18 protein-coding genes and 2 pseudogenes are annotated in these 19,232 nt (G+C 66.2%); 4 read left to right on the forward strand and 16 right to left on the reverse strand.

The genetic code is table 11. From position 1 onward, the window contains the following. A pseudogene (locus tag ACWEKM_RS41065) lies at positions 1-263 on the forward strand (hypothetical protein); the annotation flags it as partial. Here ACWEKM_RS41065 and ACWEKM_RS41070 read toward each other — a convergent pair. Continuing rightward, positions 196-1,011 (reverse strand): IS5 family transposase, encoded by an 816-nt coding sequence (locus ACWEKM_RS41070; RefSeq protein ID WP_451626399.1) that lies wholly within the window; start codon positions 1,009-1,011, stop codon positions 196-198. The pseudogene ACWEKM_RS41065 and the gene ACWEKM_RS41070 sit on opposite strands and share 68 nt — an antisense overlap. 218 nt (positions 1,012-1,229) lie before the next feature. Beyond that, complete coding sequence (locus tag ACWEKM_RS41075) at positions 1,230-2,000, reverse strand: helix-turn-helix transcriptional regulator (RefSeq protein WP_451626400.1); 771 nt, start codon at positions 1,998-2,000, stop codon at positions 1,230-1,232. Between the two features lie 73 nt (positions 2,001-2,073). On the opposite strand from ACWEKM_RS41075, the gene ACWEKM_RS41080 reads away from it, so the two are divergent. Continuing rightward, on the forward strand, positions 2,074-3,612 hold the full coding sequence (locus ACWEKM_RS41080; RefSeq protein ID WP_451626401.1) for an FAD-dependent oxidoreductase: 1,539 nt from the start codon (positions 2,074-2,076) through the stop codon (positions 3,610-3,612). A 107-nt stretch (positions 3,613-3,719) separates the two neighbouring features. Further along, positions 3,720-4,460 (forward strand): SDR family NAD(P)-dependent oxidoreductase, encoded by a 741-nt coding sequence (locus ACWEKM_RS41085; RefSeq protein ID WP_451626402.1) that lies wholly within the window; start codon positions 3,720-3,722, stop codon positions 4,458-4,460. Between the two features lie 177 nt (positions 4,461-4,637). Here the strand turns inward: ACWEKM_RS41085 and ACWEKM_RS41090 are convergent, their stop codons facing one another. The 14 genes and pseudogenes from ACWEKM_RS41090 to ACWEKM_RS41155 all read right to left on the reverse strand — a co-directional run bounded on the left by ACWEKM_RS41090 (position 4,638) and on the right by ACWEKM_RS41155 (position 18,328). Then, positions 4,638-5,156 (reverse strand): hypothetical protein, encoded by a 519-nt coding sequence (locus tag ACWEKM_RS41090; protein ID WP_451626416.1) that lies wholly within the window; start codon positions 5,154-5,156, stop codon positions 4,638-4,640. Positions 5,157-5,170: 14 nt separating this feature from the next. After that, the gene (locus tag ACWEKM_RS41095; RefSeq protein WP_451626403.1) at positions 5,171-5,785 is read right to left on the reverse strand and encodes a hypothetical protein; all 615 of its coding nucleotides are present in this window, start codon (positions 5,783-5,785) and stop codon (positions 5,171-5,173) included. 31 nt (positions 5,786-5,816) lie between these two features. Then, a pseudogene (locus tag ACWEKM_RS41100) lies at positions 5,817-6,950 on the reverse strand (integrase core domain-containing protein). A 39-nt stretch (positions 6,951-6,989) separates the two neighbouring features. Next, positions 6,990-8,618, reverse strand: coding sequence for an AMP-binding protein (locus tag ACWEKM_RS41105; RefSeq protein WP_451626404.1), 1,629 nt, complete (start codon positions 8,616-8,618; stop codon positions 6,990-6,992). A 13-nt stretch (positions 8,619-8,631) separates the two neighbouring features. Continuing rightward, positions 8,632-9,738: an aminotransferase class V-fold PLP-dependent enzyme gene (locus ACWEKM_RS41110; RefSeq protein ID WP_451626405.1), complete on the reverse strand. Its 1,107-nt coding sequence runs from the start codon at positions 9,736-9,738 to the stop codon at positions 8,632-8,634. Continuing rightward, a complete protein-coding gene (locus tag ACWEKM_RS41115) occupies positions 9,735-10,601 on the reverse strand; it encodes an ABC transporter permease (protein WP_451626406.1) in 867 nt (288 codons plus the stop codon). Before ACWEKM_RS41115 ends, ACWEKM_RS41110 begins: the two co-directional genes overlap by 4 nt. Further along, positions 10,591-11,532: an ABC transporter permease gene (locus tag ACWEKM_RS41120; RefSeq protein WP_451626407.1), complete on the reverse strand. Its 942-nt coding sequence runs from the start codon at positions 11,530-11,532 to the stop codon at positions 10,591-10,593. The genes ACWEKM_RS41115 and ACWEKM_RS41120 overlap by 11 nt, the downstream gene beginning before the upstream one ends. A 5-nt stretch (positions 11,533-11,537) precedes the next feature. Continuing rightward, a complete protein-coding gene (locus tag ACWEKM_RS41125; protein WP_451626408.1) occupies positions 11,538-12,338 on the reverse strand; it encodes an ABC transporter ATP-binding protein in 801 nt (266 codons plus the stop codon). Then, a complete protein-coding gene (locus tag ACWEKM_RS41130; protein WP_451626409.1) occupies positions 12,339-13,337 on the reverse strand; it encodes an ABC transporter ATP-binding protein in 999 nt (332 codons plus the stop codon). Continuing rightward, a complete protein-coding gene (locus tag ACWEKM_RS41135) occupies positions 13,334-14,542 on the reverse strand; it encodes a M24 family metallopeptidase (protein WP_451626410.1) in 1,209 nt (402 codons plus the stop codon). Before ACWEKM_RS41135 ends, ACWEKM_RS41130 begins: the two co-directional genes overlap by 4 nt. Beyond that, complete coding sequence (locus tag ACWEKM_RS41140; RefSeq protein ID WP_451626411.1) at positions 14,539-15,945, reverse strand: ABC transporter substrate-binding protein; 1,407 nt, start codon at positions 15,943-15,945, stop codon at positions 14,539-14,541. The genes ACWEKM_RS41135 and ACWEKM_RS41140 overlap by 4 nt, the downstream gene beginning before the upstream one ends. 157 nt (positions 15,946-16,102) lie before the next feature. Next, positions 16,103-16,798, reverse strand: coding sequence for a TetR/AcrR family transcriptional regulator (locus tag ACWEKM_RS41145; RefSeq protein WP_451626412.1), 696 nt, complete (start codon positions 16,796-16,798; stop codon positions 16,103-16,105). 11 nt (positions 16,799-16,809) lie between these two features. After that, positions 16,810-17,532, reverse strand: a complete 723-nt coding sequence (locus ACWEKM_RS41150) for an enoyl-CoA hydratase/isomerase family protein (RefSeq protein ID WP_451626413.1) — start codon at positions 17,530-17,532, stop codon at positions 16,810-16,812. Then, entirely contained in the window at positions 17,525-18,328 is an 804-nt protein-coding gene (locus tag ACWEKM_RS41155) for an enoyl-CoA hydratase-related protein (protein ID WP_451626414.1), read from the reverse strand. Before ACWEKM_RS41155 ends, ACWEKM_RS41150 begins: the two co-directional genes overlap by 8 nt. A gap of 578 nt (positions 18,329-18,906) precedes the next feature. Here ACWEKM_RS41155 and ACWEKM_RS41160 point away from each other — a divergent pair. Then, the gene (locus tag ACWEKM_RS41160) at positions 18,907-18,984 is read left to right on the forward strand and encodes a putative leader peptide (RefSeq protein WP_451626415.1); all 78 of its coding nucleotides are present in this window, start codon (positions 18,907-18,909) and stop codon (positions 18,982-18,984) included. Positions 18,985-19,232 lie beyond the last annotated feature (248 nt).

Genomic DNA, 19,232 nt, shown 5'->3' on the forward strand with positions numbered 1-19,232 from the left:
CGTCGGTCCTGCCTCCGGATTACCAGCGGATCATGTCCGTGCTGGAGTCGGAGGCAGGCCGGGAAGGCATGCGCTGTCAGCAGCTGGCCGCGGCCCTGGGCCTTCAGGCGGTCCCGGCGAAGGTCGAGGGGCTGCGGTCGAAGGCGAAACGCCTGGTGGAGCGGAGGTGGGCGCTCGAGGTGCGGCCGGGGGTGTTCACCCCGTCCGGGACGCCGGCCGACTGCAGGCGTCCGGTCGACGCCGGGCCAGGCGGCGGCTCATGAGCATGGTCATCGACCACAGCACCATGGCTTCGTGCATGGCGGGCAGCGTCTCGTAGTCACGCACCAGGCGGCGCGAGCGCATCAGCCGGCTCAGCGTTCTCTCCACCACCCACCTGCGCGGCAGCACCACGAACCCGGCGGTGGCGTCAGAGCGTTTGACGATCTCGAGGGTGAGGCAGAGTTTCTCGCGGGCCCAGTCGACCAGGCTGCCGGCATAGCCGTCGTCCGCCCACGCCAGGCGGATGGCGAAGTACATCGCGCGCAGCCTTTCGAGCAGGGGAACGGCGGCGTCGCGGTCCTGCACGCTCGCTGCGGTCACCGCGACGGCCAGGACCAGGCCGAGGCAGTCCACCACCAGGTGCCTCTTGCGTCCGCCCACCTTCTTCCCGCCGTCCCGCCCGGACGTCGAACGCGGGATGTTCGCCGCCGCCCGCAGCGACTGCGAGTCCACGATCGCCGCACTCGGATCCGCTGAGCGTCCTTCCCCCACACGCACGCGGTCGCGCAGCCGGTCGTGGAGCTCGGTCAGCAGGCCCTGGACCTGCCAGCGGCGGGCGAAGGCGTGCACCCGCTTGAACGGCGGGAAGTCCCTTGGCAGGTTCGCCCACTTCACACCGTTGTCGGCCACATAGCGCACAGCATCGACCATCTGCCGGTGGCAATAGCCCTCAGGCCGGCCGCCCCGCCCCTCCAGCCACGCGGGCACCGGCAGCGATTCCCGCACCACCTGCCACTCCGCCTCCGTCATGTCCGAGCCGTAGCACGGAACGCGGTCCGGCCAGTCCGCCGCGTTCCCGAACCGGTGCGCGAGGCAGTCACACGTCCGAGGAGACAAGTTGGACTCCACCGACGCGAGCGCGAAAGACTGCGGCAACAGGGCCTCCTGGGACTGCTCGGACGGGATCGCACCCCCGAACTACTCAAGAGGCCCTGCCTGCATGCGCCGCCCCTGCCGCGATCACCCGATCAGGACCCCTGTTCGACCAGACAAGCCCGTTGATCGGTAAGCGGAAGCCTTCTTAGGCGGACGTGCCGGTATTGAGAGGGCGATTCGCCGGTGTGTCTGCTGAAGACCCGGCTGAAGTAGAACGCGCTCCGGTATCCGCAACGTTCGGCGATCACTTGCAAAGTGTCATTTGTCTCGGCCAGGAGGTGTCGCGCCTTCCGCAACCGGACGCTGCGGAGGTAGGCGATCGGTGTGACGCCCTGTACAGCTCGGAAGCGCCTGGAGAGCTGCGCGGGACTGATCTCGAGTGCGGAGGCCAGATGGCCGAGTGATAGCTCCGGTGAGGCGAAGTGGGTCAGGATGTACGCAGTCGCCTGCCGCATCAACCCGTCTTCAGGCGAGCTGCGCTGACGGAGCATCATCAGGATGATGTCGGTGACGACATGAGCGGCGACGACATCGGCGTGCTTCTGGGCGGTTTCCAGCATCATGAGGTCGGTGTGGAGTCGGTCAAGGTCCTGTACACGTGAGCGGCCGATCGGCGGCTCCAGATCGGTGCTGAAGCGCGCGTGGAAGAAGGACGTCGGAGTCTGCATCTGGCGCCAGAGAGATCCTCCCGGCGGGCAGACGACGATGTCGTCGAGGTGTGCCACCTCTCGCCCGCCGTCGGAGACCGCGAAGGCGAAGGACCCCGTCCGCGGCACCAGCAGGCACCAGTTGTCGTACGTGTCGAGACTGCGTCCGAACTGATCCCGGGCTGGCGCGAGCAGGTAGCCATCCAGCGTCACCATGGCAAGAAAGTACATGTCTGTGACCGGAGTTGTCGTTCTTTGGCGGGCTCTCACTGCGCCAAAGTGGGTGGCTATGACGACAGCAGCCAATGTTTGTGTCTATGGAGGAACACCTGCGGGTTGTGCAGCCGCGGTGACGGCGCGTCAGGAGGGTGCGTCGGTGATTCTCATTGAACCAAGTCGCTGGCTCGGCGGCATGCTGAGTTCGGGCATCAAGCCCCGGCAGGACTGTCCCCTTCCTGCGGCGGCCGGCGGGTTGACGGGCGATGTGATCCTTGGGTTCGGCGACAACCCTCGCGACGTCATGCGCTCGTTCCACGAGTGGGTCGAGAGCGCAGGTGTCGAAGTGATCTTCGAACGCCGCGTCCGTTCGGTGAGCAGAGAAGGGAACCGCATTACCGCCATCCAGTTGGAGACGTCGCGGCCGGACCGGTGGGGGGTTCCGTTGCCGGCTTCGGAGTCTGCACCCGACGCTGTCATCAAGGCGTCGGTCTTCATCGACGCCTCGTACGAGGGCGATCTGATGGCATTGGCCGACGTTCCCTATCGCACGGGACGGGAATCGCGAGACTCCTTCGGCGAAGAGGTCGCCGGCGTACGAACGGTCACGAACTGGACGCCTATCGATCCGCACGTCGTTCCGGGCGACAGCGCGAGCGGACTGCTCCCCCTGCTCGATCGGGATCACGGCCTGCCCGTCGGAGCCGCCGACGATTACACACAGGCTTACAACTTCCGCTTCTATATCACGGCCGACCCCGAGCGCCGGACTGAGATCACTCCGCCCGATCACTACACCGCCGAAGACTTCGAGCTGGTCAGGCGGTACGTGGAATACCTGGGGCCGGACATCGAAGCCCTGCGAGGGATCTTTCCCGGGTGGCTCAACTCGGGGGAGTACAACTACCAGCGTGCGTCACTGATCACCAACGCTCCCCTCGGGGTGAGCCGTGAGTACCAGGACGGTGACTGGAATGTCCGATCACGAGTGTGGCGCCACCACATCGACTATCTCCGCGGTCTTCACCACTTCCTGTCGACGGATACGGCCGTGCCCGAGGAGTTCAGGACGGAGACGGCGCGGTACGGCCTGGACGCGAGCGTCTTCCCCGACACCGAGGGCTGGCCACCCCAGTTGTACGTACGGGTGGCGCGGCGGCTCGACGGGAGGTACACCCTGACACATGCGGACGTGCTCAACGAGACTGACCCCAGCGACAGTATCGGCCTCGCACTCTTCGGTGTGGACGTCTATCCGGCGCGCCGTATACCGCATCCTGATCCGGAGACCGGGCGACTTGGCGTGGCGACCGAGGGCGACATGTTCATCGGCGGGCATATGGGTACCGGCCGACCGTACCCGGTTTCCTACCGTGCTATCACCCCGCAGCAGTCCGACTGCGGCAACCTGCTGATACCGGTCAGCCTCTCGGCTACGCATATAGCGTATGCGGCCACTCGGATGGAACCCGTGTTCTGTGTTCTGGCCGAATCCGCTGCAGTTGCTGCGGTGCAGTCCTTGCGCGAACAGACCGACGTCCAGGACATCGAGGTCCCCAAGCTGCAAAACCGGATCGTCGAGCGCGGTCAGGCGGTCGCCTGGGTCGACTAGTACTCCAGTGAGGTTTCGTGATCAGGATGGTGTTGCCTTCCTGAGGGCCGAACGCCAGGTCGGATTCCCGCCAGCTTCCGGCGCTGGTGCCAGCAATGCTTAACGTCATGAACCGACTTGAAGGAAACGTGGCGTTGATCACGGGCGGCAGCCGGGGTATCGGTGCCGCTGTGGCGTTACGACTGGCCGAAGAAGGCGCCGACGTCGTCCTGACCTATGAGAACAGCGCGGAACGCGCCACCCAGGTGGTGGAGCAGATCAAGGCCAGAGGGCGCCGTGCACTGGCCATCCAGGCCGACAGCGCCATCCCTGAGGCGCTCACCGCCGCGGTGGACGAGGCCGCCGGGATGTTCGGCAGACTCGACATCCTGGTCAATAACGCCGGTGTCTTCCTCGTTGGCCCACTCGAAGACCTGGGGTCGGCGGAGATCGATCGCACCCTGGCGGTGAACGTCCGGGCGCCGTTCGCGGCGTCCCAGGCGGCCGTGCGTCACATGGGCCAAGGCGGCCGCATCATCAGTATCGGCAGCAATGTCGCCGAACGCGCGGTCTTCCCCGGACTGGCGCTGTACTCGATGAGCAAGACGGCTCTGGTCGGGATGACGAAGGGCCTGGCCCGAGAACTCGGTCCGCGGGGAGTCACCGTCAATCTGGTGCATCCCGGCCCCACCGACACGGATACCAACCCCGCTGACGGGCCGAACGCCGAGGCGATCGCCGGCTTCACGGCTGTGGGCCGCTATGCGGAAGCGGCCGAGATCGCGGCCACTGTCGCCCACCTGGCAAGTGCGGACGGCGCGTACATCACCGGAGCCTCGATCCATGTAGACGGCGGCTTCACCGCCTGACACTCGAGCTCGATTCCGAAACCACGCTGATGCCCACCCTGTAAGAGGACGGCCACCGCGTGATCATCGGGGGTTGTGTGGACTCCTGAAGATCGTGCGGTGGCCGCTGCCAAAACGTAGACCCTGCCCGCTGGCAGGGGATGTTCGACCAGGTCATGGCCCGGATCGCGGGCAGGTTCAGGCGGGTTGAGCCCCGGGCCGCGGCCCGCGCTTACCTGCTCGGGTTGTTGTCGGGCGTCGAACCAGCCACCCGCGCTCCGCCGGACGCCGGGCCTTCGAGCGCACCCCCTCGACCTTCGCCGACGTTGTCTCCAAGCCCAGCTGAACCGTGATCTCCCTGGCCTTCAGCGGCCCCTGGCCCGCCGGCTGCCGCTCGTCGATCACGCCCAGAATCCGCTGGTAGTCCGGCGCCAGCACCGTCACCGGCAGTCCTTCGCGCCAAGGCAGCACGACCGAGCCCGGCACCGGCGCGGGCGAGGACACGGTTTCCGCCTCTGCCCCGGTCACGGCGGTGGTCTCGGCAGCCGAGGCCGCCAGGGCCTCTACCAGCTCTTCCCGCGCGATCACCCGCCGGTCCAGCTCGATCTCCCCGGCCTCCAACACCCCAGCCAGCCGTGCGACTTCCTCCCTCACTCCTTCCAACCGCACCCGGGCCGCTGTCTCCCGCTCCTCCAGCATTCCCAGCACCGACGCCATCGCGCACCCCTCGATCACGGAGCCGAAACAAGACGCCGGAGGTCTCCCTCATTCCAAGCTAGACCATGCCTGACCAGCGAAAATAAAGCGATCATGTTCGGTTGAGATATGGCTTCGTAGGCCATCGCCCACAGGGTCAGCCAGGCGGCGTTGGCGTGGAAGTGTCCCGAGGGCAGGTGGGCGAAGGCTCCGCCTTTGCTGTCGGCGATGACCTGCTCGACGACGGCGTGGTGGCGGTGTTCCCGCTCCGCCTGGAGGGTCTGTGCGGGGTTGTCGGGGAAGAAGGGGTGGTAGCGCCAGACGGGGAACAGTTCGCCCTGCTCGCGGACGACCGGAGGTTTGGCCAGGTCGCGGACCCGGCGCACGATGAGGCGGGCCGTGACCTGCTCTGATTTCTTCCGGCCGGCGAAGGCGGTGTAGGCGGGTATCTTGGCGACTTCGGCGCCTGAGATGAGCTCCCCGGTCTCGGGGTCGAGCACTGCGTGGGCGTTGTAGAACTGGGAGTCCGCGCGCAGGATGCGCAGGCCGGTGCAGCCGCCCCGGCGGCGGTGGCCAGGGCTTCGCTGACGAGTTTCGGCGCCGCGGGAGCCGGCTGCCTTGCTGCGGCGCATCCGCACGGTGGCGATCATCGTGTGCCGTTCGGAAACTCATCGCTGCAGCTCACGCCGCATATCTGTACTCGTTGATCACGCTCCCAGCACTCGGGTGCGCAGGATGCGGTGAGCGATCGGTGCAGTCATGGGTGATGGGTGTTCCCGGGCGAGCGGGGGAGCTGACCTCGAGCCTGGTGCGGGCGATGACCGTTGTGGTGCTGGGCATAGGCGTCGAGGACCTGCCGGGCATGGGACTCGTTCCGTATCAGCGGGTGGTCGAGGACCTCGCGCTGCAAGGAGCCGATCACCCGCTCGCAGTGCGCGTTCATCCCGGGAGCCCGCGGCGCGGTCTTCACAACCTTGATGTCGTCGGGGCGCGAAGACCGTGTCGAAGGATTCGGTGTACCTCGCGTCCCGGTCGCGAAGCAGGAAACGTGGCGAGTCCACCCGCACGCCCAGCTCGAAGGCGAGGTTTCTTGCCTGCTGGACCGTCCAGGGCCCGGTGGGATGTGAAGTCACTCCCGCGGCGTGCAGCCGACGTGTGCCGTGCTCAGGGAAACACCAGCGCGTGCACTCGGCGCAGGTCGACCAGGTCGGTGTGGACGAAGTCGCAGGCGATGACGCTCGCGGCCTGCGCGGTCAGGAACTCATGTCGCGTCGGGCCGCCGCGGCGCGGGGCCGGATCGATGCCGGCAGACGTCAGGATCTCCCGGACCGTCGTCGAGCCCGCCGGATGCCCGAGGCGAATCGGTTCGTCCCGGATCCGACGGCAGCCCCAGCCCGGGTTTTCCGTGGCCGGCCGCGCCACCAGCGCCTTCACCGCACCCGCCGTCGACGGTCTCCCGGGCCTGGCCCGGCACGTGCTGCAGTCCCACTTCCCGGAGATCGGCCTGCGATGCCGCGCGAGCGACGTCCCGGGCGTCACCGGGAACACCTGCGCGCACCGGCGCCAGGGGAATCAGCGAGGACAGCGCCGCGAACCCGAACCACAGCCGGTCTGCCGGCTCGTACGCACCGGTCCCGCTAGTTGCCTGCGCAGCACCGCGTTCCCGTGCCGCAGTACCAACAGTTCCGCTTCCCTGGATGCGTCCCGCCGCAGCAGCAACGCCGGGACCGCGAGCAGTTTCCGAGCCACCTGGTACACCACAGAAACGATTACCCGGACAGGGTTCCAGCAGACCGTGATGGCGCGCCAGACCACCTCCGAACAGCAGCGATGAGTTTCCGAACCGCACACGGTTCAGCTGCGAACCGGCGCGAAGTTCTCTCTGTCCCATGTGCGCGCGGCAGGCTGACGCTCTCGCAGATGTGGTTTGTCGATCTTGCCCGTCGGGGTCTTGGGCAGTTGGTCAACGATGCAGACGTACCGGGGCACCTGGAATCGAGCCAGGACCGCGTCCGCGTGCGACCAGACCTGTTCGACGCTGAGACCCGAACCCGGTCGCGCGATGACGTACACCTTGACATCCTCCTCGGTGAGCTCACTGACGACGCCGACCGCAGCGCACTCGACAACGTCGGGATGCCGCTCGATCCCTTCTTCGACCTCGAGGGCGCTGATGTTCTCCCCACGGCGCCTGATCGTGTCGGTGTTGCGGCTCACGAAGAAGTAGTTGCCCTCCTCATCGCGTCGGAGGAGGTCACCTGTCTTGAACCAGTCCCCCTCGAACGAGGCTTCAGTCGCCTTGGTGTCCCGGAAGTACCCGTCGAAGATCACCCCCGTTCTCGGCCGGACCCACAGTTCCCCGGCGTTCCCGTCAGCGACAGGTTCGCCGTCGGCGCCGACCAACCGCACGTCGAACTCGGGAACGACGCGCCCGCAGGACCCGACCACCTTGGGTTGATCATGTCTCTGGGTGATGGGCAGAGACACCTCGGTGCTGCCGTAGAGCTCCAGTACCTCGAGTCCGAACCTGCGCTCGAAGTCAGCAGCCCACATGGGCACGGGCACTCCCCAGGCTAGCCTGGCCGGGTTGTCGGCGTCAGCGTCGGCGGACGGAGCCTTCTGCAGGATGGAAAGCGTAGCCCCCATGAAGTCGAAGACGGTCGCTCGTGTCTCTCGGATCTCGTTCCAGTATCCCGAAGCAGTGAAACGCCGCGAGATCGCCGCGGTTGCCCCCAACTGCAGCGCGGGGATCACCGTGAGCACGGTGGCGTCGGCGTGGAACAGCGGGAATGGACAGTAGAGGACGTCCTCGGCGGTGAAACCCATGTCGCGCAGCAGAATCGTCGACATGGACTGGAAGTAAGCGTGGGACAGCACGCACAGCTTGGACAGACCGGTGCTTCCCGAGGTGTACAGCATCGCGGACGTGGATCTCGGATCGACGTCGACAGCAGGTGTGATGACATCCGACATCAGCTCCGTGACATCCGCTGCGGTGCGGCCGGAGGCGGTGACTCGCCCGGGCAGTCGGACTGGATCGAACTCCGGGGATATACCGAGCTTGTCCACGAGGTCGTCGTCGCACAGGAGGATCGTCGGCTCGGCAAGCCCGATCGTCCGGTTCAGCGCATCCCCCTTCCATCCTGTGTTGGTCGGCACCCACACCGCCCCAAGCCAGTTGGTCGCGAACCACGTCAGTACACAGGCCTTCGAGTTGTTCATCACCACGCTGACGCGGTCACCGGCTGACACGCCACGCAGTCGCAGCCCAGCAGCCAATCGCGCTACTTGATCAGCAAAGGCCGAAAAGCTGGTGTCCTCTCCATCGATGCGCAAGAACGGATGATCTCCTCGGCGGGCTGCGACATCGGTCAGGGCATGATTCAGAGTCCACGCCCCGGAGCCGACCCGGTACGCCGTTCCGGTCGATGTGTTCGAATCCAACTCTTCCTCCGTTCCAACGTTGGTATCTCTGCCGCTCATGCGGCTCATGCGGCTACGACTCGGAGACGAAGTCCCGTACGACCTCGACCAGCCGATCGATGTCATGGGATGTGTTCCAAACCCCGAGCGAAGCTCTGAGTCGACCCGGACCGGGCAGGGAGCGAATGATGACACCCTGCTTTTCGGCGAACCTGACGAACTCGTCCGCGTCTCCGCGGATGGAGAAGGACACGAGCGGACTGTCGTGCCAACCCACGTCGCACCCGAGCTGCTCGAGTCTGGAACGGCACTCGTCTGCCAAGCGCTGGGAACGCTTGAGATCGTCGACGGAGAAGTGGGAGAGCGCGTCGAGCATTCCGGTGATCGTCGAGCCCGCGAGCCAGCACCAGTCGTGATCGCGCGCTGAGCCGACGCGACCGGCCCCGAAACCGTCGCCCATGAACCGGACACTCGAGGGTGCGGCCACCGGAAGCTGCGTGGGATGGCGTATGAAGAGGGCACCCACTTGCTCGGGGCCGCACAACCACTTCTGTCCGGAGATCGTGTAGTAGTCCGCGCCCTCCGGATCGCATGCTACGGCGCCGACAGACTGTGCGCCGTCGACCAGGAGCGGTACCTCCAGCCGAGAACCCAGATCAGCGATCGGAAGCACCTGACCGGTTGTGTACCCCACGTGCGACACGACCACCAAACGCGTGTTCGCGGTGACCGCAGCGGAGACCTGCTGGACAACCACGCTGTCCGGCACGCCGTTGACCGGCACTCGAACCACCTGGGCGGGGCATTGGTCGAGCAGATCCTGGACGGACGTGTGCTCGATGTCGGTGGTGACCACGGCGTCGTCAGCGCTGAGACCAAGACCCCCGAGCACGATGCGGATGCCGTCGGTGGTTGAGGATGAGAGCGCGATCTGATCTCCGGACACTCCGAGGACGGCGGCGAAGGCGTTACGCAGTCGCTCTCGCTCGGCCTCCAACGCGCACAGCTCGCTGTCGCTGCCGCGGCCGACGAGCGCCGACCGGCGCAGCTCCGCGACCATTGCCGCGACAGTCGACTGGCGGAGGGGGCCCAGCGTGCCGGCGTTCAGGTAGGCCGGTCCTCGACCTCCGGGAGGTGTCTCGGCCTCAGGCCCTCCCTGAGCATTCAGCTGCCCGCTCACCTCATGCCACGCATCCGGTCCGCGATCCGGTCAGCGAACGCACCGCCGACAAGCGCCAGGAATCCGATGGACACGCCCGGGGACAGCGCCAACCACCATGCCTGGGACATGTGGCTACGACCGTCCGCCACCATGGCACCCCACTCGGGTGTCGGTTGCTGGACACCGAGACCGAAGAACCCGACCGCTGCACTGGCGAGAATCGCGAGAATGAAGTCACTCAAGGCGAAGACCGTTGCCACCGGCAGAACGTTGGGGATCACGTGCCGTCGCAGGATCCACGGCGTGGTCCGCCCGAGGCCTCGTGCTGCCAGGACGAACTCGCGCTGCCGCAATGCCTTGGACTCATTGCGGGCGATGCGCCCGTACCCCACCCACCCTACGGCGATGAAGGACACGATGAGGCTCTCGAGCCCAGGGCCCAATGCTGCGAGGATCGCGATCGCGAGGACGATGAACGGGAACGCTGCGACGATGTCCATGATCCGGCTGATGACTTCATCGACCCAACCACCGCACCATCCGGCCACCACGCCGACGACTATGCCGATGACGGCTCCGCCGAGCACTGCGCCCATGCCGATCGCGATGTCCACTGGCGCTGCGGCGGCCACCCTGACCAGCACGTCGCGTCCCAGCTGATCGGTTCCGAGAGGATGCCCGAGACTGGGAGCGAGCAGAGCATGATCGGGATCGATCGCGACCGCCGCGTTCCGCAGCGTGAGCCAGAGCACCGGCGCTGCGGCCAGGACGAGGACGAGCAGGGTTCCGGACGGCCCCAGGGCACGCACGACCGCGGCGAGCCGCGCCAGCGCGTTCCGAGTGCCGGCCGAGGCTGTGCCTCGAGGGTGTTCAGTGGGCATGTGTGAACCTCACGCGAGGATCGATCGAGGAGATGACGATGTCCGCGGCCAGGTTGCCCAGCACAACAGCAACGGCGAGAACCAGCGCGACCCCCTGGACGACGGCGTAGTCTCGCGTGGCGACTGCTTGGACCAGCAGCGAACCCACACCTGCCAGACCGAACACGTTCTCGACCACGACGGTGCCACTGATGATCCAGCCGAGGTTGATAACGGTGACCGTGACCAGTGGCCTTGCTACGTTTCGTCCGACGAAGACACGAGCGATCGTGGCGCGAGAGAGCCCGAGCCCTCTGGCGAGGCTCACGTAGTCAGTCCGGGTTACCTCCACCAGAGAGCTGCGCAGAGTCCGACCGATGACCGGGATGGCACCGGCCGCGAGGGTGAGAGCCGGCAGGGCGAGATGCGGCAGCGACCACCACGCCGCACCCGCTCCTGATGTCGGCAGCCACCGTAGGCGCACAGCAAAGACAAGGATCAGGATGGTTCCGAGCCAGAAGTTGGGAACGCTCAACAGGACGCTGAAGACGCCACGCACTCCACGGTCGGCCCAGCGTCCCCTGGCTGCGGCTGCGATACCGGCGAGGACCGATGCCGCGAGCACTCCGAAGATCAGACCCAGGAACATAAGAGCGATGGTGACCGGCAACCGCTGGTCGATGATGTCCAGCACCGGTTCGCGGTAGAAGATCGACCGACCGACGTCCAGATGGGCCAGCGACTCGAGATAGTGAACCAACTGCGTCCACAACGGCCCATTGAGACCGTGGCTCTCACGAAAGGCACTGAGTTGCTCGTCGGTCGCGGTGTTGCCCAGCGCGACGATGGCCGGGTCCCCGGGAACGAGCCGGAGCATGAGAAACGATGCGACGGCGACGCCCAGCAAGACAGGGACGGACTGTAGCAGTCGCGCGAGCACGTAGCGCCCCATCCGTCTCACATCCTTCCTTCGTTCTCGGTGCCCACCGGGTGGACGGCGGCTTCCCACAACTGGCGTGTGTAGTCGGCGTTCGCATTCGGAATGTCGCTCGGGTACCTCAGTCGATCGACGACTTCGCCGTTGAGCAACACGGTGACCTCCGATGCGACACGAGACACAAGCGCCAGGTCATGACTCACAAACAGGAGCGCTGTCCCGAACGTGCGGCAGTTGTCCAGGAGAAGGTTGACGACCTGGGCCTGGATCGAGACATCGAGAGCGCTCACCGCCTCATCCGCCACGATGACGCTGGGCTCGGCCAACAGCGCCCGAGCCACGTTGATTCGTTGGAGCTGGCCGCCGGAAAAAGCTTGCGGATACCGATGCAGGGCAGCTTGGTCAAGCCCGACGTTCTCCATCGCCCTGGTCAGGTGTTCTTCCAGCATGTGGGCCGAACGGAAGCGTCTTCCATGAAGCGCCTCCTTCAGCGACTGCGCGATCCGCATGCGCGGATCGAAAGCTGACCAGGGGTCCTGGAAGACCATCTGGATCGTACGGCGGGTCTTGCGTGCTGGCAGGTCCCGCGTGGTGAAGAACTCGCCGTTCAACCGGATCACGCCGTGGTCGAACGGTCCCAGGAAGCACAGGCAGCGCGAAAGGGTCGACTTCCCGGACCCGCTCTCACCAACGAGCCCGTGCACCTGTCCGGCTCGAAGAGTGAGTGAGACTCCCTGCAGCACAGGCGTCTCGGCGCCTGGGAAGCGCTTCGTCAGGTCCTGCGCTTCGAGCACCGGGCGATCCTCAGATACCGTGGCCACTCAGGCACCTCGGCGTGAGGAGATCGTGCCGGCGAGGCGGCAGCGCACCCACCGTTCATGCTTCCGTGTCAGCTCGACCGGCGATTCGGTGCACGCGCGCTCGGCGAAATCGCATCGGGAGGCGAAGAGACAGCCATTCTGGCGAGCGCCGGGCGGCGGCACAGATCCGCGAATGGACCGCAGCCGACCGCTTCCGTGCCGTGCATCGCAGGCGAGCAGCGCACGAGTGTAGGGATGGACGGGGTCGTCGAGAACGCTCCGAGCGGGCCCCGTCTCGACGATCTGCCCGGCGTACATCACGCCGATGTGATCACACATCGCGCCGATCACGCTGATGTCGTGGGACACCATCAGCAGACTCATGCCTTCCTCGCGTACCACGTTCCGTAGCAGGCCGAGCACGCCCCGCTGCACCAGGGCGTCCAACGCGGTCGTTGGCTCGTCCGCGATCAGGACGCGTGGTCTGCACGCCAGAGCCAGTGCGATTCCCAGCCGTTGCCGCATGCCACCGCTGAGCTGGTGAGGGTAGCTGCCAAAGGCCCGGACGGGATCGCGAAACCCCACCCGCTCGAGGAGACCGAGCGCCTCGGCCCTTGCCGTACGACGTGAGACAGGATGCTGAGCGCGCACGGTGAGCATCAGCGCGCGACCTGCGCGTGACGTGGGACTCAGTGCACCATGATGGTTCTGGTAGATCATCGCGGCACACTGCCCCACCGTCCCGGAGTCAGAACCACCGGCCGGGCTGAAACTGATCGAGCCTGCGGCCATGCGCACGCCAGGCGGCGTCATGCCCATGATCGCCCTGCAGACCAGGCTCTTCCCCGACCCGCTTTCGCCGACAAGGCCGAAGGTCGCTCCGCATGGGACGTCCAGGGAGAGTCGCTGGATCAGTTCGTGACCCATGCCGTCGGTCAGCTGCAGGCCGTCGACGGTGAGCTGGACCCCTTGTTGCACGCGATCACGCGGAGAGAGGGAGGAGCGGGTCGCCGCGATCATGCCTGGAAGTCCCTCACGTCCAGCAGGTCGTGGGACATCGTGTGCAGGATCTCGCACCCGTCGCGCGTGACAACGACCGTGTCCTCGATCTGGATCGACCCGATGTCGGACCCGTAGAACGGCACCTCCACCGCCAGGACCATGCCCTCTTCGAATCTCGCGACCTCGCCCGCAGCGATGAAGGGCGGTTCCTCCGGGAAGGGGTCCACGCCGACCGAGTGACCGAAGTGGCCCCGGCTGAAGCCCGGCAGGCCATGAGCCTGAATGTACTCTTCGGTGTCGGCGAACACCTTGGCCATCGGAACGCCCGGCCGGATGGCGTCGATCGCACGCGCGTGCGCTGTCTGCAGCAGGCGATACACCTCGGCGAACTCAGCGGAGCACCTTCCCAAGGTGAAGCTACGCCCCCCATCGCAGTTGTAGCCCTCCGCCAGCACCCCGGCGTCCAGCTTCAGCGTCGCCCAACCCTCAGCCCGGTTCACGAAGTGATCGGAGAGGATCCATGCTCCGTCCAGGGTGACGCTTGTCTTTGCAGCCTCGGCATGGGCGCCGGCCTTGAAGATCCGTTCGATGTCATGGATCGACATGCCGTGGTCCCAGCTCGCCAGGATCGCGTTCATGCCCGCTTCCGACAGTCTCACCGCGTCCCGAATCCGCCCGACTTCTTCGGCACACTTGACCCTGCGCGCGGCGTAGACCAGCTCATGAGAGTCGACGAACTCGGCCTGGGGGCAAAGCGCCCGGAGCCGCCGGCTCAGCTCTTCGGGGTTGAGCCTGGCGTCGATGGCAATCCTGCCCGTCGTCACCCCGGCATCACTGAGGGCGGCAGCCACCAGGGCGTCTCGGTCGTCAGCAGACCACTGGACCGGCCGCGTCTGCTTCTCAGCGCGTTCGGCCTTGAGCTCAGCGAGTGACCGAATCTCGACCCAGCTGCGGTACGACCGGACCTCACCGTGGACGAGATGCGCCTCGATCCGACCTGCGCGGAAGTCGTTCGAGACGACGATCATCTCTGCGGACTCATCGGCAGGCAGGATGGCGACGAGCAAACCGGCGATCTTCGCGTCCGGAAGCGCGTCGGACACCTTGTAGTCCAAGAGGTAACGCAGCGACGCGTCTCCTGTGCAGACATACGCGTCGACGTCGCGCTTGCGCATCTCCTCTCGCAGCCGTGCCGCCGCGTGCTCTTGAAGCTTGACCGTCATCGTGCGACCCTCACGTGCTGGAAGTTGTAGTTGCCGAGCGCGTCGGGCGCGAAGCCCGAGATACCTGCTCCGACCGCGTAGAGATCCGGCCTGTCCACGATGGGGACGAAGACGCAGTCCTGCGCAGCCCTGGTCTGGATCTGCGCGTAGACCTCGGCACGCCCCTTCTCGTCCTGGTCCGCGGCCGCCTTGTCGACCAGCCGATCCATAGCGGCGTCCGTGTAACCGGTGTAGAACGCGCCCTTGCCGGAGTCGGAGTGGAGCACGAATCCGGCCAGCTCACTGGGATCAAAAGTGTCGTTGATCCAGGGCACCGTCATGGCATCGTAGTCACCCGACGAGCGCAGGGATCGCTGGGTGGTTGCCTCCACCGACTCCACCTTGAGCTTCACACCGATGCTGTTCAGGTCGCTTCGCCAGATCTGCAGCGCGTCACGCAGACCGGCGACCTCGTCCGTCGTCGTCACCGTCAACGAGAGGGACTTCGAGCCCAGAGCCGTCTGAAGCCGCTTGCGCGCGGCGTCGAGATCAAATGGCGGCATGTCGGCGCTCACGTCGGCGTGGTCGTGTGTCGAGGCAGGGAAGATCGACGTCGATGGCTCGGCAACTCCACTGAACGCGGTCTTCGCCATCGCCTTCCGATCGATTGCCCCTGCGAGCGCACAGCGCACGTCGCGGTTGTCGAGCCCGCGGTGCTTCACGTTGAACTGGACCCACGAGTTCGCGGCACCAGGCACGGAGACGACCTTGAAGGCGCCGGCGGACAGTTCCTTCACTTGGCTCGGCGGGACAGCCTCGGCGATGTCAAGGGAACCTGCTTGGAGTTGCTGAAGACGGCTGGTGTCGTCTGCCGTGACCGAGAAGTCGATCTCCCTGGGCCCGCTCCCGGCACCGGCGCCCCCGTACCCGTCGTTCCTCTTGAGCACCAGTGAAGAGCCGCGAGACCAGTCCGCGACGTAGTACGGTCCCGAGCTCACAGGCTCATGGAAGAACGCGTCAGCGCCCTTTGCCTTGAATGCGGCCTCGGAGTAGACACTTCCGGCGAAGGTCGACAGAGCCGTCAGCAACGGCGGGTACGGCTTGGACAGCGAGATCCGCACCGTGCCGTCGTTGGCAGTTCCAATGTCCTTGACCGGGCCCAGGAGGAAGGACCAGCTGCTGTGCTTGGACAGAACCCGCTTGAGGGAGAACACAACATCTTCGGCCGTCACCGGCTTGCCGTCGGAGAACTTGCTCTTGCGCAGAGTGAAGGTGTACTCACGACCGTCGGGCGTGACGGACCAGGCACTGGCGAGCTCCGGCTGGATCTTTCCGTCGGCGTAGGAGACCAGGGTGCTGTACACGGCCGTCTGGGTCCGAGCCGACCACTGGTCGCCCACTGCGATCGGGTCGAAGGTAGTCACGTCCGCCGGCCTGCCGACGTGCACCGGCGCACTCGAGTCGCTTGAGCCCGGCTTGGTGGATCCATCACCACATGCCGCCACCCCGCCCCCCAACATCAGGGCCAAGGCGACGCGACCACTCGCCCGCGCAAGCCGCCGTCGTCTTCTCAGGGTCGTATCAGGCAATGGAGTTTCCTTCCTCATGTGTTGCGAGCCCGACCATGGCGAACTCGGCTATTTGATCGGCCACAGCATCGGCGGTGAGTTCACCGTCGGCCCGGAACCAGATGTGCACCGAGGTGCAGACAGCGATGACCGAACGGGTCATGACCCGGGGATCGACCTCGCGAAGACCGCCTTCGGCGATTCCACGGACGATCAGGCCGCGGATCTTCGATTCGTAGGAGTCACGCCGAGCGATGATCCGCCCCGCCGAATCCGTCGAAAGCGCACGGAGCTCCGAATCTGCGATCAGCACCTGGAGGCGGTTGCTGGCGTGGAAGCGCACGTGCTCGCGCAGCGCGAGCCGGAGCTTCTCCAGGGCTGTCCCGCCGTCGCGTAGTGCCGCCTCGACCGCGGCGTCCAGCGCCACGAGCGTCTGCTCCATGATGCTGACGAGGAGTGTCTCCTTGTCGTCGAAGTGGGTGTAGATGGCCGCGGAGGTGATGTTCGCGGCAGCAGCGATATCGCGCATGGTCGTGCCGTGGAAGCCGTTCTGTGCGAAGAGCGCGATGGCGGCTTCACGGATCGCCGTACCAGTTTGCTGCCGCATCCGCTCGCGGATCCGGAGCGGGCGCACCGCACCCTCACCCTGATCAGGAAGGGCCACATCGAATCCGCTCGGATCACTGCTGCCGGCACTGCGTGTGGGCATGCTGAAACTCCTCAGAGAGGTGGCGGAATCAGGGTGCGCGTGTACTCGAGCTCGGCCTTCAGTGCCGCGTCGAGTTGGTCCTTGACGACTTCGCGCAGTAGTCGCCGCGCGGCACCGAGGGCCTCCGGCGGTTGGGCACAAAGCCGGTCGGCGATCTCCGCGACACGAGAATCGAGGTTTGTCGCCGACACGACCTCATCGACCAAGCCGATGCGAAGGGCTTCCGCCGCACCGACACGATCCCCGAGAAGCACCATCCGCCTGGCCCGCCCCGCGCCGACCAGGTGCGGGAGCAGCAGCGACGACCCGTTCGTCATCGAAACGCCGAGCCCGACCTCGGGCATCCAAGCCTTCATCCGGTCACTTGCCACTCGGAGGTCGCAGGCGAGCACCAGTTCGAGCCCGCCGCCGACCGCATACCCGTCCATGGCTGCGATCACCGGCTTGTCGCTGTTGAAGATGAGCGATGTGGCGGCCTGGAGGGCGTCGATGAGGGAGGCATAGCTATCGGCGTCGGCGACAGCCGCTTCCTTGAGGTTCAGGCCCGAACAGAAGGTCTCGTTCTCGCCGGCAATGACGATGCACCTGCAACGAGGATCGGCGGTTGCCGCTTGCAGTGTGCTCTGGAACACCTCGGCGACCTGCTGGCTGATCGCGTTGCGCGTCCTGGGATCATCGAAGCGGATCCAGGTGGTCGCGCCACTCTTGACAACACGAACACCGGGCTCACTCATCGGACGCCCCCAGCTCCCCGCCCAGCGGCTGCCACTGCGGAGCGCGTCCCTCAAGAAACGCTTGGCTCCCTTCGATGGCGTCGGGTTGCATCGCATTGATGCCCACGGTCTCCGCAGCGATTCGCCAAGCGGACTCGATGGGCAAGGAGTGCTGTCGGTAGAACGCACGCTTGCCCAACTGAATGGCAGCAGGGCTGTTGGCCGAGATGCGTCGCACGATGTCGGCGACGCAGACATCCAGCCCCTCTGGCTCGACGACCCGGTTCACCATCCCGAGCTGGTATGCGCGGGCGGCTCCGATCGCGTCCCCCAGACACAGCATCTCGAAGGCCGGATGAGGAGGGATGCTACGGCTCAGCGGAACCATCGGCGTCGAGCACCACATTCCCTTCGCGACTCCCGGCGTCGAGAAGGTCGCCCGCGTCGACGCGACGATGATGTCGCAGCTGAGGAGCAACTCCAGACCAGCCGCTGCAGCAAGCCCGTCGATGACCCCGATGATCGGTTGCGGCAGCTCATGCATCAGGTCGATCAGATTGATCGTTACGAACTCGAACGCCTCGTGCTCCTCCCGCGTCGAGTTCTTGCTGCTGTCCGCGAAGTCGTGCCCCGCTGAAAAGACCGTGCCAGCGGCCGACAACACAACCACCCGCACAGTCGGGTCCTGCGCAGCATCCTCCAGTTTCTGGCGGAGTTCAGCCTGCAACTGGAGTGAAAGGGCGTTCCGCTTCGCGACACGCACCAGCGTGAGGGACAGTACGCCGTCCTTCTCAGCTGCCATCACAGTCTCGGTCACAACATTCCTTACTAACCATTCGTTCGCTGATCGGTCGCTTAGTAAGCCAGGGCGACGCTCAGACGAGTCAAAGGCCATGGATGCGATAGATCCCCCGTGCGCCCACGGCGCCTCTGCAGGGATGCCCGTGCTGACGCTGAGCTCAGTGACAAGCGGCGAAGCCGCGACACCGGTCAGCGTGACGTTGCCGAACGTCGGACGCCGGGATCATGAGCACAGTAGTACCACTATCCCTACTGAATTAATAGGGATAGTGGCAGGGCCCACAACTTCGATCACCATCGTCCTGCGAGCGGCGGCCGGTATGGCGCGGGGTGGCTCGTGGCCGCGAGCCTGGCGTCGGCCGGACTCGCCACCGCCGTGCGGACGGCCGAGGCGGCGTGCCCGGGGCCTTGCCTTGCCCGGGCCCCTCGGCCGCGCCGCCCGGCTGCTCCCCTCCGTGGACGGACGGATGACGGGCGGGATCCGGAATGGGCCGGTCACCGCCCGACTGTGCGGAGATCGCATCGTGTGTCCGCAACGTGAACGCTGCTGGGACGTCTTGACCCGCACTTCGGTTGTCTGGTGAGGTGCATTCCATGAACGCGCAGCTCAACCTCACCCGACGGCGCCATATCGACCTGGCGCACGTTGCCAGCGCGTTCTGTTGTCGCTGACTCGAACCGTGGCTCCGGCAACGACCGGTGCGCGCCCCGGGCGCGGACGCGGTTCCGCCGTCGTAAGCCCTTGACACCGCCACCCGACACCGTGCCCGTCGGCCCCTGACGCGCTCGGTGCCTTCTCCTGCGCCGCAGTGAGAAGTCGTCGGGCTTGGCCCCCGCGGTGCCCGGGGGCCCCCCCCCCCCCCCCCCCCCCCCCCCCCCCGGGGGCCCCCCCCCCCGCCCGGGGGGCGGGCCGCCCCCCC

This window comes from Streptomyces sp. NPDC004752 (assembly GCF_053601275.1).